This window comes from Escherichia sp. KCJ4928 (genome assembly GCF_004352695.1).
Taxonomy (GTDB): domain Bacteria; phylum Pseudomonadota; class Gammaproteobacteria; order Enterobacterales; family Enterobacteriaceae; genus ECMA0423.
Window position 1 is genome coordinate 1 of record NZ_SJWV01000099.1, and the last position, 14,863, is coordinate 14,863.

Genomic DNA, 14,863 nt, shown 5'->3' on the forward strand with positions numbered 1-14,863 from the left:
CAATATTAAATATTGTCAACCTAAAGAAACTCCTAAAAACCATATTGAATGACACTTAATATAATTCTTAAAAATAGCCAATTGCCGAATTGTTACCTTGCCTGCTATTCCGTTAGCTGTAACACTTCCTCCTGCATTATTGGAGAGCCAATATTCAATTACCATAATGTCACCTTATATTCGGAAGTTAATTTCCGCAATAACCCTTTCTCATCAACGATTGTATGCAGAGAGGGTTTGAAAAATTAAGCTAAATCAGTGTATTGGTAGCTAAAAAGCCAGGGGCGGTAGCGTGTCTGGATGCCTGAAAGACCAGTCTGAATTATTCTGTCAATAGCCTGCGGATGAAATCAATTTTTTTAGGACTGATGCCAGTTAAATTTTTATTCAATTAACTGCAAGGTAAATGTGCATGGCGACATTGCTATTAATAGTGCACAGGATAATTACTCTGCCAAAGTGATAAATAAACAATGATGAAATCCAAAATGAAATTGATGCCATTATTGGTGTCAGTAACCTTGATAAGCGGTTGCACAGTACTTCCGGGCAGCAATATGTCGACGATGGGCAAAGACGTCATCAAACAGCAGGACGCTGATTTCGATCTCGACAAAATGGTGAATGTTTATCCGCTGACCCCGCGCCTGATTGACCAATTACGCCCACGCCCGAATGTAGCGCGCCCCAATATGACGCTGGAAAGTGAGATCGCGAATTACCAGTATCGCGTCGGGCCGGGAGACGTTCTTAATGTCACCGTCTGGGATCACCCGGAACTCACCACGCCAGCTGGTCAGTACCGCAGCTCCAGCGACACCGGCAACTGGGTACAGCCTGACGGCACTATGTTTTACCCGTATATCGGCAAGGTTCACGTAGTCGGGAAAACGCTCGCTGAAATCCGCAGTGATATTACCGGGCGCTTAGCGACGTACATCGCTGACCCGCAGGTGGACGTTAATATCGCCGCCTTCCGCTCACAAAAGGCCTATATCTCCGGTCAGGTGAATAAATCCGGTCAACAGGCGATCACCAATGTGCCACTGACCATTCTCGATGCCATCAACGCCGCAGGTGGCCTGACCGACACCGCTGACTGGCGCAACGTGGTGCTAACACACAATGGTCGTGAAGAACGCATTTCTTTGCAGGCGCTGATGCAAAACGGCGACCTCAACCAGAATCGCCTGCTTTACCCCGGCGATATTCTCTACGTGCCACGTAATGATGATCTGAAAGTATTTGTGATGGGTGAAGTGAAGAAACAGAGCACCCTGAAAATGGACTTTAGCGGCATGACCCTGACTGAAGCCCTGGGCAATGCTGAAGGCATCGACATGACCACCTCCAACGCCAGCGGCATCTTTGTCATTCGTCCGTTGAAAGGCGAGGGCGGGCGTAACGGCAAGATTGCCAATATCTACCAGCTGGATATGTCCGATGCCACGTCGCTGGTGATGGCGACAGAATTCCGCCTGCAACCTTATGACGTGGTGTATGTCACCACCGCCCCGGTTTCCCGCTGGAACCGTCTGATCAATCAGTTGCTGCCAACTATTAGCGGTGTCCGTTACATGACGGATACAGCCAGCGACATTCATAACTGGTAATCGTCATGTTTAACAACATCTTAGTTGTCTGTGTCGGCAATATTTGCCGTTCCCCGACGGCGGAACGCTTACTGCAACGTTATCACCCGGAGCTGAAAGTGGAGTCCGCTGGACTCGGCGCGCTGGTCGGTAAGGGCGCTGACCCTACTGCTATCAGCGTCGCCGCAGAACATCAACTGTCTCTGGAAGGTCACTGTGCCCGGCAAATCAGCCGCCGCCTGTGTCGCAACTATGACCTGATTTTGACCATGGAAAAGCGCCATATCGAACGCTTATGCGAGATGGCACCGGAGATGCGCGGCAAAGTGATGCTGTTTGGTCACTGGGATAACGAATGTGAAATCCCCGATCCGTATCGCAAAAGCCGGGAAACGTTTGCAGCGGTGTACACATTACTTGAACGGTCTGCCCGCCAGTGGGCGCAGGCATTGAACGCAGAGCAGGTATAAGAATGACAGAAAAAGTAAAACAACATGCCGCTCCGGTAACGGGCAGTGATGAAATCGATATTGGTCGCCTGGTCGGCACCGTCATTGAAGCGCGCTGGTGGGTGATTGGCATCACCGCTGTATTTGCCCTCTGTGCCGTGGTTTACACTTTCTTCGCCACGCCGATTTATAGTGCCGACGCACTGGTACAAATCGAGCAAAACAGCGGCAATTCGTTAGTGCAGGACATTGGTTCGGCATTAGCCAACAAACCGCCTGCATCGGACGCCGAGATCCAGTTGATTCGTTCGCGCCTGGTGCTTGGTAAAACGGTGGACGATCTCGACCTCGATATTGCGGTGAGCAAAAACACGTTCCCGATTTTCGGGGCGGGCTGGGATCGCCTGATGGGGCGTCAGAACGAGACGGTGAAAGTGAATACCTTTAACCGCCCGAAAGAGATGGCGGATCAGGTGTTTACGCTTAATGTGCTGGATGACAAAAACTACACCCTGAGCAGTGATGGCGGCTTTAGCGCCCGTGGGCAAGCGGGCCAGATGCTGAAAAAAGAAGGCGTCACGCTGATGGTTGAAGCCATTCACGCCCGCCCGGGCAGTGAGTTTACCGTCATCAAATACTCCACGCTGGGGATGATCAATCAACTGCAAAACAGCCTGACGGTAACGGAGAACGGAAAAGACGCAGGCGTACTGAGCCTGACTTATACCGGTGAAGATCGTGAACAGATCCGCGACATTCTTAACAGCATCGCCCGTAACTATCAGGAACAAAATATTGAGCGCAAATCGGCGGAAGCGTCGAAAAGCCTCGCTTTCCTCGCGCAACAGTTACCGGAAGTACGTAGCCGCCTCGATGTTGCCGAAAACAAACTGAATGCCTTCCGTCAGGATAAAGATTCTGTTGATCTGCCGCTGGAAGCGAAAGCGGTGCTCGATTCGATGGTGAACATCGACGCACAATTGAACGAACTGACCTTTAAAGAAGCGGAAATCTCCAAGCTGTACACCAAAGTTCACCCGGCGTACCGCACGCTACTGGAGAAACGTCAGGCGCTGGAAGACGAAAAAGCCAAACTTAATGGTCGCGTAACGGCGATGCCGAAAACCCAGCAGGAAATTGTCCGTCTGACCCGCGATGTCGAGTCTGGTCAGCAGGTCTATATGCAACTGCTGAATAAAGAGCAGGAGCTGAAAATCACCGAAGCCAGCACCGTCGGCGATGTGCGCATTGTTGACCCGGCAATCACCCAGCCAGGTGTACTGAAACCGAAGAAAGGACTGATTATCCTCGGCGCGATTATCCTTGGCCTGATGCTCTCTATCGTGGGTGTGCTGCTGCGCTCGTTGTTTAATCGTGGCATCGAAAGCCCGCAGGTGCTGGAAGAACACGGTATCAGCGTCTATGCCAGCATCCCGTTGTCGGAATGGCAGAAAGCGCGCGATAGCGTCAAAACCATCAAAGGAGTTAAACGCTATAAACAGAGCCAGCTACTGGCGGTGGGGAATCCAACCGATCTGGCGATTGAAGCCATCCGCAGTCTGCGTACCAGTCTGCACTTCGCGATGATGCAGGCGCAGAACAATGTGTTGATGATGACCGGGGTTAGCCCGTCAATCGGTAAAACCTTTGTCTGCGCCAACCTGGCGGCAGTGATCAGCCAGACCAATAAACGGGTGTTGTTGATCGACTGCGATATGCGCAAAGGCTACACCCATGAGCTGTTGGGCACTAATAACGTTAATGGCCTGTCGGAAATTCTGATTGGTCAGGGCGATATTACTACCGCAGCTAAACCGACCTCTATTGCCAAATTTGACCTGATCCCGCGCGGTCAGGTGCCGCCAAATCCTTCTGAACTGTTAATGAGCGAACGCTTTGCCGAGCTGGTGAACTGGGCGAGTAAAAACTACGACCTGGTGTTGATTGATACGCCGCCGATTCTGGCAGTGACCGATGCCGCAATTGTTGGTCGTCATGTCGGAACGACGTTAATGGTGGCGCGTTATGCGGTCAACACATTGAAAGAAGTGGAAACCAGTCTGAGCCGCTTTGAGCAAAACGGTATTCCGGTGAAAGGGGTGATTCTGAACTCCATCTTCCGCCGCGCCAGCGCGTATCAGGATTATGGCTATTACGAATACGAATATAAGTCGGATGCGAAATAACGACATCCGCTGTCGGATGCGATGCTGACGCATCTTATCCGACCTACGTTCACGCCGCATCCGGCAAGCAAACCAGCTCCGTAGGCCGGATAAGGCGCTCACGCCGCATCCGGCAACAGAACCCGTAAACAAGCTTATAAACCGGCAGAACATCTCGACACTCCGGGAGAACAACCTATGAAAGACAATCCGCTGATCTCAATCTATATGCCGACCTGGAACCGCCAACAACTGGCGATTCGGGCGATAAAATCGGTCCTGCGCCAGGACTACAGCAACTGGGAGATGATCATCGTGGATGATTGCTCCACCTCCTGGGAACAACTGCAACAGTACGTCACCGCCCTCAACGATCCGCGTATTACCTACATTCACAACGACATTAACAGCGGGGCGTGCGCGGTACGTAACCAGGCGATTATGCTGGCGCAAGGGGAATATATCACCGGGATCGATGATGATGATGAATGGACACCCAACCGTCTGAGCGTCTTCCTCGCCCATAAACAGCAACTGGTCACTCACGCCTTTTTGTACGCTAACGATTACGTTTGCCAGGGTGAAGTCTATTCCCAACCGGCAAGTTTGCCGCTGTATCCCAAATCGCCGTATTCACGCCGCCTGTTCTATAAACGCAATATCATTGGCAATCAGGTCTTTACCTGGGCGTGGCGTTTCAAAGAGTGTTTGTTCGATACCGAACTGAAAGCGGCACAGGATTACGACATCTTCCTGCGGATGGTGGTGGAGTATGGCGAACCGTGGAAAGTGGAAGAGGCGACGCAGATCCTGCATATCAATCACGGTGAAATGCAGATCACCTCGTCACCGAAAAAATTCTCCGGGTACTTCCACTTTTACCGCAAGCACAAAGATAAATTTGACCGCGCCAGCAAAAAATATCAGCTGTTTACTCTCTACCAGATCCGCAATAAACGTATGACCTGGCGCACTTTGCTGACGCTGCTGTCGGTGCGTAACGGCAAACGTCTGGCTGATGGTATTCGGGGGCGCTAAAGATGCTGGAAGATCTGCGTGCCAACAGCTGGAGTTTACGCCCGTGCTGCATGGTACTTGCCTATCGTGTTGCTCATTTTTGTTCGGTGTGGCGCAAAAAGAACGTCCTCAACAATCTGTGGGCGGCCCCGCTGCTGGTGCTGTATCGCATTATCACCGAATGCTTTTTCGGTTATGAAATCCAGGCCGCCGCGACCATTGGCCGCCGCTTTACTATCCATCACGGTTACGCCGTAGTGATCAATAAAAACGTGGTAGCGGGGGATGATTTCACCATTCGCCACGGCGTCACTATCGGCAATCGTGGTGCCGATAACATGGCATGTCCACACATTGGCAACGGCGTCGAACTCGGTGCCAACGTCATTATTCTTGGTGATATCACGCTTGGTAACAACGTCACCGTGGGCGCGGGCAGCGTGGTGCTCGACTCTGTCCCGGACAACGCGCTGGTGGTGGGAGAAAAAGCGCGAGTGAAGGTAATTAAATGAATATTCTGCAATTTAATGTGCGACTGGCGGAAGGCGGGGCAGCCGGTGTGGCGTTAGATCTCCACCAGCGTGCGCTGCAACAGGGGCTGGCGTCACATTTTGTCTACGGCTACGGCAAAGGCGGCAAAGAGAGCGTCAGCCATCAAAACTATCCGCAGGTCATCAAACATACGTCGCGGATGACCGCAATGGCGAATATTGCCCTGTTTCGTCTGTTTAATCGCGATCTGTTTGGCAATTTCAATGAGTTATATCGCACCATTACTCGCACACCGGGTCCGGTGGTCCTGCATTTTCATGTGCTGCACAGCTACTGGCTAAATCTTAACAGCGTGGTGCGCTTTTGCGAAAAGGTGAAAAACCACAAACCGGACGCCACTCTGGTCTGGACGCTGCACGACCACTGGAGCGTTACCGGACGCTGCGCCTTTACCGACGGTTGTGAAGGCTGGAAAACGGGCTGCCAGAAATGCCCGACCTTAAATAATTATCCGCCGGTGAAGATTGATCGCGCACACCAGCTGGTGGCGGGCAAACGCCAGTTATTCCGCGAGATGCTGGCACTGGGCTGTCAGTTTATTTCCCCCAGCCAGCATGTGGCTGACGCTTTCAATAGCCTGTACGGGCCAGGGCGTTGCAGGATTATCAATAATGGCATTGATATGGCAACCGAAGCGATTCTGGCGGACTTGCCTCCGGTGCGCGAAACCCAGGGCAAGCCGAAAATCGCGGTGGTGGCGCATGATCTGCGTTACGACGGCAAAACTAACCAGCAACTGGTACGCGAGATGATGGCGCTGGGCGACAAAATCGAACTGCATACCTTTGGTAAGTTCTCGCCGTTCACCGCTGGCAACGTGGTTAATCACGGCTTTGAAACTGACAAGCGCAAGTTGATGAGCGCGCTCAATCAGATGGATGCGCTGGTATTCAGTTCTCGCGTCGATAACTACCCGCTGATTTTGTGTGAGGCGCTATCGATTGGCGTGCCGGTGATTGCCACCCATAGCGACGCGGCGCGTGAAGTGTTGCAAAAATCCGGCGGTAAAACCGTCAGCGAAGAAGACGTGCTGCAACTGGTGCAGTTAAGCAAACCGGAAATCGCGCAGGCGATATTTGGTACCACGCTGGCTGAGTTCAGCCAACGCAGCCGCGCGGCCTACAGTGGACAACAGATGCTGGAGGAGTATGTCAACTTCTATCAGAATCTGTAGCTACCTGTTGCTGCCGCTGATCTACCTGCTGGTTAACGTCAAAATCGCCCAGCTTGGCGAAAGTTTCCCCATCACTATCGTCACTTTTTTACCTGTCTTGTTACTGCTGTTTTTAGAACGCATCAGCGTTAGAAAATTGATGATTGCCCTGGGGATTGGCGCGGGGCTCACGGCGTTCAACTATCTGTTTGGTCAGTCGCTGGATGCCAGTAAATACGTCACTTCAACCATGCTGTTTGTCTATATTGTGATCATTATTGGCATGGTGTGGAGTATTCGTTTTAAAACAATTTCGCCACACAACCATCGCAAGATATTACGTTTCTTTTATCTGGTGGTCGGGCTGGTGGTGGCGCTGGCGGCGGTGGAGATGGCGCAAATTATCCTCACCGGTGGCAGCAGTATTATGGAGTCGATTTCGAAATATCTGATTTACAGCAACAGCTATGTGCTGAATTTCATTAAATTCGGCGGCAAGCGCACGACAGCACTTTATTTCGAACCGGCATTTTTCGCTCTGGCATTAATCTCAATTTGGCTCAGCATCAAACAGTTTGGTATCAAAACGCCTAAAACAGATGCTATGATTCTCGCAGGGATAATATTATCCGGATCGTTTTCAGGGGTTATGACCTTTATCCTGTTTTATTTGCTGGAGTGGGCATTTCAATATCTGAATAAAGAGGCGATTAAGAAAAAGTTACCGTTAGCATTGATTTCTCTGGCTGTATTCCTGGTTGGTGTGGTAATCGCGTTTCCTTATATTTCCACCCGTCTGGGCGATTTAGGTACGGAAGGATCGTCATCGTATTATCGTATTGTCGGTCCGCTGGTGATGGTCGGTTATTCTTTGACCCATATTGACGGTGTAGTCAGATTTGGCTCACTTTATGAATATGTCGCATCATTCGGAATATTTAACGGTGCGGATGTCGGAAAAACCATAGACAATGGTTTGTATCTGCTGATTATTTATTTTTCCTGGTTCGCGGTGTTTTTATCGCTGTGGTACATGGGGAAAGTGATAAAAATGATGATCAACGCTTTTGGTGATAACCGCAATTTTCGCGTGCAATTATATCTTTTTACTCCGGTATCGCTGTTTTTTACCGGTTCGATATTTAGCCCGGAATATGCATTTTTAATCGTCTGTCCGTTTATTTTGCGAAAAGCGTTAAATATTACGAGGTAAGAATAAGAACATGTTGCTTAGCATAATCACTGTCGCGTTTCGTAACCTCGAAGGGATAGTCAAAACACATGCCTCGCTGGCGCATCTGGCGCAGGCGGACGATATCAGCTTCGAATGGATTGTTGTCGATGGCGGTTCCAACGACGGTACCCGTGAGTATCTGGAAAATCTCAATAGTATCTATAACCTACGCTTTGTCAGCGAGCCAGATAACGGTATCTACGACGCCATGAACAAGGGCATTGCGATGGCACAAGGCAAGTTCGCGTTGTTTCTCAACTCGGGCGATATTTTTCATCAGGATGCCGCATATTTTGTCCGTAAGTTAAAAATGCAAAAAGATAACGTGATGATCACCGGCGATGCGCTGCTGGATTTTGGCGACGGGCATAAAATTAAACGTAGCGCCAAACCGGGTTGGTATATTTATCACAGCCTGCCCGCCAGTCATCAGGCGATATTTTTCCCAGTATCCGGTTTGAAAAAATGGCGTTATGACCTGGAATATAAAGTTTCTTCTGATTACGCGCTGGCAGCCAAAATGTATAAAGCAGGTTATGCATTTAAAAAACTCAATGGCCTGGTGTCTGAATTTTCTATGGGTGGGGTATCTACCACCAATAATATGGAATTGTGTGCTGACGCGAAAAAAGTCCAACGGCAAATATTACATGTGCCTGGCTTCTGGGCAGAATTATCCTGGCATTTACGCCAGCGTACTACCTCAAAGACGAAAGCCTTATATAACAAAAGCTGAATATAAGGGAAAACGATGCAGGATTTAAGTGGATTCTCGGTGCCGAAAGGGTTCCGGGGTGGCAACGCTATTAAAGTGCAATTGTGGTGGGCAGTACAGGCAACATTATTTGCCTGGTCGCCACAAGTATTGTATCGCTGGCGGGCATTTTTATTACGTTTATTCGGCGCAAAAATAGGAAAAAACGTAGTTATTCGGCCGTCAGTAAAAATTACCTATCCGTGGAAATTAACCTTAGGTGATTACGCGTGGGTCGGCGATGAGGTCAATTTATATACCCTCGGTGAAATAACCATTGGCGCACATTCGGTGATATCGCAAAAAAGTTATTTATGCACCGGGAGCCACGACCATGCAAGTCAACATTTCACCATTAACGCCACGCCTATTGTGATTGGCGAGAAATGCTGGCTGGCAACCGATGTCTTTGTTGCCCCAGGCGTCACAATCGGCGACGGCACCGTCGTGGGTGCACGAAGCAGTGTTTTTAAATCGCTTCCGGCAAATGTGGTTTGCCGGGGGAATCCCGCAGTGGTGATACGCGAACGCGTTGAAACTGAATAAATTCAAAAATACAGAGGAATAAGACATGTCAAAAGTCGCTCTCATCACCGGTGTAACCGGACAAGACGGTTCTTACCTGGCAGAGTTTCTGCTGGAAAAAGGTTACGAGGTGCATGGTATTAAGCGTCGTGCATCGTCATTCAACACCGAGCGCGTGGATCACATTTATCAGGATCCGCACACCTGCAACCCGAAATTCCATCTGCATTATGGCGACCTGAGTGATACCTCCAACCTGACGCGCATTTTGCGTGAAGTGCAGCCGGATGAAGTGTACAACCTGGGCGCAATGAGCCACGTTGCGGTTTCTTTTGAGTCACCGGAATATACCGCAGACGTCGATGCGATGGGTACGCTGCGCCTGCTCGAGGCGATCCGCTTCCTCGGTCTGGAAAAGAAAACCCGTTTCTATCAGGCTTCCACCTCTGAACTGTACGGTCTGGTGCAGGAAATTCCGCAGAAAGAAACCACGCCGTTCTACCCGCGATCTCCGTATGCGGTCGCCAAACTGTACGCCTACTGGATCACCGTTAACTACCGCGAATCCTACGGCATGTACGCCTGTAACGGTATTCTCTTCAACCATGAATCCCCGCGCCGCGGCGAAACCTTCGTTACCCGCAAAATCACCCGCGCAATCGCCAACATCGCCCAGGGGCTGGAGTCGTGCCTGTACCTCGGCAATATGGATTCCCTGCGTGACTGGGGCCATGCCAAAGACTACGTAAAAATGCAGTGGATGATGCTGCAACAGGAACAGCCGGAAGATTTCGTTATCGCGACCGGCGTTCAGTACTCCGTGCGTCAGTTCGTGGAAATGGCGGCAGCACAGCTGGGCATCAAACTGCGCTTTGAAGGCACGGGCGTTGAAGAGAAGGGCATTGTGGTTTCCGTCACCGGGCATGACGCGCCGGGCGTTAAACCGGGCGATGTGATTATCGCCGTTGATCCGCGTTACTTCCGTCCGGCAGAAGTTGAAACGCTGCTCGGCGACCCGACCAAAGCGCACGAAAAACTGGGCTGGAAACCGGAAATCACCCTCAGAGAGATGGTGTCTGAAATGGTGGCTAATGACCTCGAAGCGGCGAAAAAACACTCTCTGCTGAAATCTCACGGCTACGACGTGGCGATCGCGCTGGAGTCATAAGCATGAGTAAACAACGCATTTTTATCGCTGGCCATCGTGGGATGGTCGGTTCTGCCATCAGGCGGCAGCTCGAACAGCGCGGTGATGTGGAACTGGTATTACGCACCCGCGACGAGCTGAACCTGCTGGACAGCCGCGCGGTGCATGATTTCTTTGCCAGCGAACGCATTGACCAGGTCTATCTGGCGGCGGCGAAAGTGGGCGGCATTGTTGCCAACAACACCTATCCGGCGGATTTCATCTACCAGAACATGATGATTGAGAGCAACATCATTCACGCCGCGCATCAGAACGACGTGAACAAACTGCTGTTTCTTGGATCGTCCTGTATCTACCCGAAACTGGCAAAACAGCCGATGGCAGAAAGCGAGTTATTGCAGGGCACGCTGGAGCCGACCAACGAGCCTTACGCCATTGCCAAAATCGCCGGGATCAAACTGTGCGAATCATACAACCGCCAGTACGGACGCGATTACCGCTCAGTCATGCCGACCAACCTGTATGGCCCGCATGACAACTTCCACCCGAGTAATTCGCATGTGATCCCTGCATTGCTGCGTCGCTTCCACGAGGCGACGGCACAGAATGCACCGGACGTGGTGGTATGGGGCAGCGGTACACCGATGCGTGAATTCCTGCACGTCGATGATATGGCGGCGGCGAGCATTCATGTCATGGAGCTGGCGCACGAAGTCTGGCTGGAGAACACCCAGCCGATGCTGTCGCACATTAACGTCGGCACGGGCGTTGACTGCACTATCCGCGAGCTGGCGCAAACCATCGCCAAAGTGGTGGGTTACAAAGGTCGGGTGGTTTTTGATGCCAGCAAACCGGATGGTACGCCGCGCAAACTGCTGGATGTGACGCGCCTGCATCAGCTTGGCTGGTATCACGAAATCTCACTGGAAGCGGGGCTTGCCAGCACTTACCAGTGGTTCCTTGAGAATCAAGACCGCTTTCGGGGGTAATGATGTTTTTACGTCAGGAAGACTTTGCCACGGTAGTGCGCTCCACCCCGCTTGTCTCTCTCGACTTTATTGTCGAGAACAGTCGCGGCGAGTTTCTGCTTGGCAAAAGAACCAACCGCCCGGCGCAGGGTTACTGGTTTGTGCCGGGAGGGCGCGTGCAGAAAGACGAAACGCTGGAGGCCGCATTTGAGCGGCTGACGATGGCGGAACTGGGGCTGCGTCTGCCGATAACAGCAGGCCAGTTTTACGGTGTCTGGCAGCACTTTTATGACGATAACTTCTCTGGCACGGATTTCACCACTCACTATGTGGTGCTCGGTTTTCGCTTCACGGTAGCGGAAGAAGAGCTGTTACTGCCGGATGAGCAGCATGACGATTACCGCTGGCTGACGTCGGACGCGCTGCTCGCCAGTGATAATGTTCATGCTAACAGCCGCGCCTATTTTCTCGCTGAGAAGCGTACCGGAGTACCCGGATTATGAAAATACTGGTCTACGGCATTAACTACTCGCCGGAGTTAACCGGCATCGGCAAATACACCGGCGAGATGGTGGAATGGCTGGCGGCACAAGGTCATGAGGTGCGGGTTATTACCGCACCGCCTTACTACCCGCAATGGCAGGTGGGCGAGAACTATTCCGCCTGGCGGTACAAACGAGAAGAGGGGGCCGCCACGGTGTGGCGCTGCCCGCTGTACGTGCCAAAACAGCCGAGCACCCTGAAACGCCTGTTACATCTCGGCAGTTTTGCCGTCAGCAGTTTCTTTCCTCTGATGGCGCAACGTCGCTGGAAGCCGGATCGCATTATCGGCGTGGTGCCAACGCTGTTTTGCACGCCGGGAATGCGCCTGCTGGCGAAACTCTCTGGTGCGCGTACCGTGCTGCATATTCAGGATTACGAAGTGGACGCCATGCTGGGGCTGGGCCTTGCCGGAAAAGGCAAAGGCGGCAAAGTGGCGCAGCTGGCGACGGCGTTCGAACGTAGCGGACTGCATAACGTCGATAACGTCTCCACGATTTCGCGTTCGATGATGAATAAAGCCATCGAAAAAGGCGTGGCGGCGGATAACATCATTTTCTTCCCCAACTGGTCGGAAATCGCCCGTTTTCAGCATGTTGCAGACGCCGATGTTGATGCCCTTCGTAACCAGCTTGGCCTGCCGGATAACAAAAAAATCATTCTTTACTCCGGCAATATTGGTGAAAAGCAGGGGCTGGAAAACGTTATTGAAGCTGCCGATCTCCTGCGCGATGAACCGCTGATTTTTGCCATTGTCGGGCAGGGCGGCGGCAAAGCGCGGCTGGAAAAAATGGCGCAACAGCGTGGTCTGCGCAACATGCAATTTTTTCCGCTGCAATCGTATGACGCTTTACCCGCACTGCTGAAGATGGGCGATTGCCATCTGGTGGTGCAAAAACGCGGCGCGGCAGATGCCGTATTGCCGTCGAAACTGACCAATATTCTGGCGGTAGGCGGTAACGCGGTGATTACTGCAGAAGCCCACACAGAACTGGGACAGCTTTGCGAAACCTTTCCGGGCATTGCGGTTTGCGTTGAACCGGAATCGGTCGAGGCGCTGGTGGCGGGGATTCGTCAGGCGCTCCTGCTGCCCAAACACAACACGGTGGCACGTGAATATGCCGAACGTACGCTCGATAAAGAGAACGTGTTACGTCAATTTATAAATGATATTCGGGGATAATTATGGCGCAGTCGAAACTCTATCCAGTTGTGATGGCAGGTGGCTCCGGTAGCCGCTTATGGCCGCTTTCCCGCGTACTTTACCCCAAGCAGTTTTTATGCCTGAAAGGCGATCTCACCATGCTGCAAACCACCATCTGCCGCCTGAAAGGCGTAGAGTGCGAAAGCCCGGTGGTGATTTGCAATGAGCAGCACCGCTTTATTGTCGCGGAACAGCTGCGCCAACTGAACAAACTCACCGAGAACATTATTCTCGAACCGGCAGGGCGTAACACTGCACCAGCCATTGCGCTGGCGGCGCTGGCGGCAACACGTCATAGTCCGGAGAGCGACCCGTTAATGCTGGTGCTGGCGGCGGATCATGTGATTGCCGATGAAGACGCGTTCCGTGCCGCCGTGCGTAATGCCATACCGTATGCCGAAGCGGGCAAGCTGGTGACCTTTGGCATTGTGCCGGATCTACCTGAAATCGGTTATGGCTATATTCGTCGCGGTGAAGTGTCTGCGGGTGAGCAGGATACGGTGGCCTTTGAAGTGGCGCAGTTTGTCGAAAAACCGAATCTGGAAACCGCTCAGGCCTATGTGGCAAGTGGCGAATATTACTGGAACAGCGGCATGTTCCTGTTCCGCGCCGGACGCTATCTCGAAGAACTGAAAAAATATCGCCCGGATATTCTCGATGCCTGTGAAAAAGCGATGAGCGCCGTCGATCCGGATCTCGATTTTATTCGCGTGGATGAAGAAGCGTTTCTCGCCTGCCCGGAAGAGTCGGTGGATTACGCGGTCATGGAACGTACGGCAGATGCTGTTGTGGTGCCGATGGATGCGGGCTGGAGCGATGTCGGCTCCTGGTCCTCATTATGGGAAATTAGCGCCCACACCGCCGAGGGCAACGTTTGCCACGGCGATGTGATTAATCACAAAACCGAAAACAGCTATGTGTATGCCGAATCTGGCCTGGTCACCACCGTCGGGGTGAAAGATTTGGTGGTAGTGCAGACCAAAGATGCGGTGCTGATTGCCGACCGTAACGCGGTGCAGGATGTGAAAAAAGTGGTCGAGCAGATCAAAGCCGATGGTCGCCATGAGCATCGGGTGCATCGCGAAGTGTATCGTCCGTGGGGCAAATATGACTCTATCGACGCGGGCGACCGCTACCAGGTGAAACGCATCACCGTGAAACCGGGCGAGGGCTTGTCGGTACAGATGCACCATCACCGCGCGGAACACTGGGTAGTGGTAGCGGGAACGGCAAAAGTCACCATTGACGGTGATATCAAACTGCTTGGTGAAAACGAGTCCATTTATATTCCGCTGGGGGCGACGCACTGCCTGGAAAACCCGGGGAAAATTCCGCTCGATTTAATTGAAGTGCGCTCCGGCTCTTATCTCGAAGAGGATGATGTGGTGCGCTTCGCGGATCGCTACGGACGGGTGTAAACGTCGCATCAGGCGCTGGTTGTCGGATGCGGCGTGAACGCCTTATCCGACCTACGGTTCGGATTTGTAGGCCTGATAAGACGCGGCAGCGTCGCATCAGGCGCTGGCTGTCGGATGCGGCGTGAACGCCTTATCCGACCTACGG

15 protein-coding genes are annotated in these 14,863 nt (G+C 52.1%); 14 read left to right on the forward strand and 1 reads right to left on the reverse strand.

Annotation, left to right across the window (positions count from 1 at the left end; all coding sequences use genetic code 11):
• Positions 1-15: 15 nt before the first annotated feature.
• Positions 16-165, reverse strand: a complete 150-nt coding sequence (locus E0D98_RS27395; protein ID WP_162829205.1) for a hypothetical protein — start codon at positions 163-165, stop codon at positions 16-18.
• 308 nt (positions 166-473) lie between these two features.
• On the opposite strand from E0D98_RS27395, the gene wza reads away from it, so the two are divergent.
• The 14 genes from wza to cpsB all read left to right on the forward strand — a co-directional run bounded on the left by wza (position 474) and on the right by cpsB (position 14,718).
• Positions 474-1,613 carry a polysaccharide export protein Wza gene (gene wza, locus E0D98_RS14740; protein ID WP_000978094.1) on the forward strand — a complete coding sequence of 380 codons (1,140 nt, stop codon included), beginning with the start codon at positions 474-476 and terminating at the stop codon, positions 1,611-1,613.
• Positions 1,614-1,618: 5 nt separating this feature from the next.
• Positions 1,619-2,062: a low molecular weight protein-tyrosine-phosphatase Wzb gene (gene wzb, locus E0D98_RS14745; RefSeq protein WP_000482901.1), complete on the forward strand. Its 444-nt coding sequence runs from the start codon at positions 1,619-1,621 to the stop codon at positions 2,060-2,062.
• 2 nt (positions 2,063-2,064) lie between these two features.
• The gene (wzc, locus tag E0D98_RS14750; RefSeq protein WP_047086581.1) at positions 2,065-4,227 is read left to right on the forward strand and encodes a tyrosine-protein kinase Wzc; all 2,163 of its coding nucleotides are present in this window, start codon (positions 2,065-2,067) and stop codon (positions 4,225-4,227) included.
• 177 nt (positions 4,228-4,404) lie between these two features.
• Complete coding sequence (wcaA, locus tag E0D98_RS14755; RefSeq protein WP_000654503.1) at positions 4,405-5,244, forward strand: colanic acid biosynthesis glycosyltransferase WcaA; 840 nt, start codon at positions 4,405-4,407, stop codon at positions 5,242-5,244.
• Positions 5,245-5,246: 2 nt separating this feature from the next.
• Positions 5,247-5,735 (forward strand): colanic acid biosynthesis acetyltransferase WcaB, encoded by a 489-nt coding sequence (wcaB, locus tag E0D98_RS14760; RefSeq protein WP_000888740.1) that lies wholly within the window; start codon positions 5,247-5,249, stop codon positions 5,733-5,735.
• Complete coding sequence (wcaC, locus tag E0D98_RS14765; RefSeq protein WP_001767441.1) at positions 5,732-6,949, forward strand: colanic acid biosynthesis glycosyltransferase WcaC; 1,218 nt, start codon at positions 5,732-5,734, stop codon at positions 6,947-6,949. Before wcaB ends, wcaC begins: the two co-directional genes overlap by 4 nt.
• Complete coding sequence (wcaD, locus tag E0D98_RS14770; protein ID WP_021542170.1) at positions 6,924-8,141, forward strand: colanic acid polymerase WcaD; 1,218 nt, start codon at positions 6,924-6,926, stop codon at positions 8,139-8,141. Before wcaC ends, wcaD begins: the two co-directional genes overlap by 26 nt.
• A 10-nt stretch (positions 8,142-8,151) precedes the next feature.
• Entirely contained in the window at positions 8,152-8,898 is a 747-nt protein-coding gene (gene wcaE / locus E0D98_RS14775) for a colanic acid biosynthesis glycosyltransferase WcaE (RefSeq protein WP_000927061.1), read from the forward strand.
• A 15-nt stretch (positions 8,899-8,913) separates the two neighbouring features.
• Entirely contained in the window at positions 8,914-9,462 is a 549-nt protein-coding gene (wcaF, locus tag E0D98_RS14780) for a colanic acid biosynthesis acetyltransferase WcaF (protein WP_001153581.1), read from the forward strand.
• Positions 9,463-9,487: 25 nt separating this feature from the next.
• Complete coding sequence (gmd, locus tag E0D98_RS14785) at positions 9,488-10,609, forward strand: GDP-mannose 4,6-dehydratase (protein ID WP_000048190.1); 1,122 nt, start codon at positions 9,488-9,490, stop codon at positions 10,607-10,609.
• A 2-nt stretch (positions 10,610-10,611) separates the two neighbouring features.
• On the forward strand, positions 10,612-11,577 hold the full coding sequence (gene fcl / locus E0D98_RS14790; RefSeq protein WP_000043606.1) for a GDP-L-fucose synthase: 966 nt from the start codon (positions 10,612-10,614) through the stop codon (positions 11,575-11,577).
• Between the two features lie 2 nt (positions 11,578-11,579).
• Entirely contained in the window at positions 11,580-12,059 is a 480-nt protein-coding gene (gene gmm, locus E0D98_RS14795) for a GDP-mannose mannosyl hydrolase (protein ID WP_000479841.1), read from the forward strand.
• Complete coding sequence (gene wcaI, locus E0D98_RS14800; protein WP_000699704.1) at positions 12,056-13,279, forward strand: colanic acid biosynthesis fucosyltransferase WcaI; 1,224 nt, start codon at positions 12,056-12,058, stop codon at positions 13,277-13,279. The genes gmm and wcaI overlap by 4 nt, the downstream gene beginning before the upstream one ends.
• Before the next feature lie 2 nt (positions 13,280-13,281).
• Positions 13,282-14,718 (forward strand): mannose-1-phosphate guanyltransferase, encoded by a 1,437-nt coding sequence (cpsB, locus tag E0D98_RS14805; RefSeq protein ID WP_000079243.1) that lies wholly within the window; start codon positions 13,282-13,284, stop codon positions 14,716-14,718.
• The last annotated feature ends 145 nt before the right edge of the window (positions 14,719-14,863 follow it).

What these genes read in the sequence shown, in the direction of transcription:
- wza (WP_000978094.1), top strand. Translation starts at nt 474, where the DNA reads ATGATGAAATCCAAAATGAAATTGATGCCATTATTGGTGTCAGTAACC.
- wcaE (WP_000927061.1), top strand. Translation starts at nt 8,152, where the DNA reads ATGTTGCTTAGCATAATCACTGTCGCGTTTCGTAACCTCGAAGGGATA.
- wzc (WP_047086581.1), top strand. Translation starts at nt 2,065, where the DNA reads ATGACAGAAAAAGTAAAACAACATGCCGCTCCGGTAACGGGCAGTGAT.
- fcl (WP_000043606.1), top strand. Translation starts at nt 10,612, where the DNA reads ATGAGTAAACAACGCATTTTTATCGCTGGCCATCGTGGGATGGTCGGT.
- wcaI (WP_000699704.1), top strand. Translation starts at nt 12,056, where the DNA reads ATGAAAATACTGGTCTACGGCATTAACTACTCGCCGGAGTTAACCGGC.
- gmd (WP_000048190.1), top strand. Translation starts at nt 9,488, where the DNA reads ATGTCAAAAGTCGCTCTCATCACCGGTGTAACCGGACAAGACGGTTCT.
- E0D98_RS27395 (WP_162829205.1), bottom strand. Translation starts at nt 165, where the DNA reads ATGGTAATTGAATATTGGCTCTCCAATAATGCAGGAGGAAGTGTTACA.
- wzb (WP_000482901.1), top strand. Translation starts at nt 1,619, where the DNA reads ATGTTTAACAACATCTTAGTTGTCTGTGTCGGCAATATTTGCCGTTCC.
- wcaF (WP_001153581.1), top strand. Translation starts at nt 8,914, where the DNA reads ATGCAGGATTTAAGTGGATTCTCGGTGCCGAAAGGGTTCCGGGGTGGC.
- gmm (WP_000479841.1), top strand. Translation starts at nt 11,580, where the DNA reads ATGTTTTTACGTCAGGAAGACTTTGCCACGGTAGTGCGCTCCACCCCG.
- wcaA (WP_000654503.1), top strand. Translation starts at nt 4,405, where the DNA reads ATGAAAGACAATCCGCTGATCTCAATCTATATGCCGACCTGGAACCGC.
- cpsB (WP_000079243.1), top strand. Translation starts at nt 13,282, where the DNA reads ATGGCGCAGTCGAAACTCTATCCAGTTGTGATGGCAGGTGGCTCCGGT.
- wcaB (WP_000888740.1), top strand. Translation starts at nt 5,247, where the DNA reads ATGCTGGAAGATCTGCGTGCCAACAGCTGGAGTTTACGCCCGTGCTGC.
- wcaD (WP_021542170.1), top strand. Translation starts at nt 6,924, where the DNA reads ATGTCAACTTCTATCAGAATCTGTAGCTACCTGTTGCTGCCGCTGATC.
- wcaC (WP_001767441.1), top strand. Translation starts at nt 5,732, where the DNA reads ATGAATATTCTGCAATTTAATGTGCGACTGGCGGAAGGCGGGGCAGCC.